This window comes from Caulobacter sp. D5 (assembly GCF_003185805.1).
Taxonomy (GTDB): Bacteria; Pseudomonadota; Alphaproteobacteria; order Caulobacterales; family Caulobacteraceae; genus Caulobacter.
Genome location: NZ_QHJY01000421.1, coordinates 1 through 1,118, shown reverse-complemented (window position 1 = coordinate 1,118; position 1,118 = coordinate 1). Strand labels below are relative to the sequence as shown.

At 69.5% G+C, this 1,118-nt stretch carries 1 protein-coding gene; it reads left to right on the top strand.

What is annotated here, in order from left to right:
• On the top strand, positions 1–808 hold an 808-nt coding region (locus DMC18_RS22690; RefSeq protein WP_233248258.1), incomplete at its 5' end, for a methyl-accepting chemotaxis protein.
• Between the last annotated feature and the right edge of the window lie 310 nt (positions 809–1,118).

Below are 1,118 nucleotides of genomic sequence, written 5' to 3'. Positions count from 1 at the left end.
CGAACAGCAGGCCGCCAGCCTGGAAGAGACCGCCGCCGCCCTCGACGAGATCACCGCCACGGTGAAGCGCTCGGCCGCCGGGGCCCGCAAGGCTTCCGACGTGGTGGCCGGCGCCAAGACCGAGGCCGAGCGTTCGGGCGTGGTCGTCAACGACGCGGTCGCCGCCATGGGCGAGATCGAGACCAGCTCGCGCGAGATCAGCAATATCATCGGGGTGATCGACGAGATCGCCTTCCAGACCAACCTTCTGGCCTTGAACGCGGGCGTCGAGGCGGCCCGGGCGGGCGATGCGGGCAAGGGTTTCGCGGTGGTGGCTTCGGAAGTGCGGGCCCTGGCCCAGCGCTCGGCGGAAGCGGCCAAGGAGATCAAGGCCCTTATCGGCGCCTCGTCCAAGCAGGTCGAGGCCGGCGTCGCCCTGGTCGGCCAGACCGGCGAGGCCCTGCGCGGCATCGTCGACAAGGTCGGCGAGATCGACGGGCTGGTGGGCGAGATCTCGTCCTCGGCCCAGGAACAGTCCAGCGGTCTGGCCCAGGTCAACATCGCCGTGAACCAGATGGACCAGGTCACCCAGCAGAACGCCGCCATGGTCGAGCAGACCACGGCCGCCACCCATTCCCTGAAAGGCCAGTCGGCCGAGCTGACGCGCCTGATCGGCGGTTTCAAGACCTCCCACAAGGCCGCGGCGGCTCCGGTCGCGCGGCCCGCGCCGCGTCCCGCTGCGGCCGCCCGCGTCGCATCGCGTCCCGGCGCTGTGGTCTCGCGCGGCTCGACCGCCGTCGCGATCGACCAGGACTGGGAAGAATACTGAGTTTTTGTCGGTGGCCGGGCGCGGCGTAGCGTAGCGCGCTCCGGATATTTCTTCGTTGCGTTCTCCCTCCTAGACCCTGGCCCGCCCTGCAAGGCGGGCCTTTTTCTTGGGCGGAGGCTGTCTATTCTTTGATCGGCAGACTCCAGACAGCAAAACGCCCCCGCCGGTCCGGCCATGGCGTTTCCCGTCTGGGAGACGCCGGCCTGGACCAGCGGAGGCGCTTGGACCCCCGTTGGGTGGGCGCGTAAGTCTTACGCGCCGCCCGGGAAGCGGAACGGAACCTTCACGGTGCCGGTCTTGGCGCCCATCG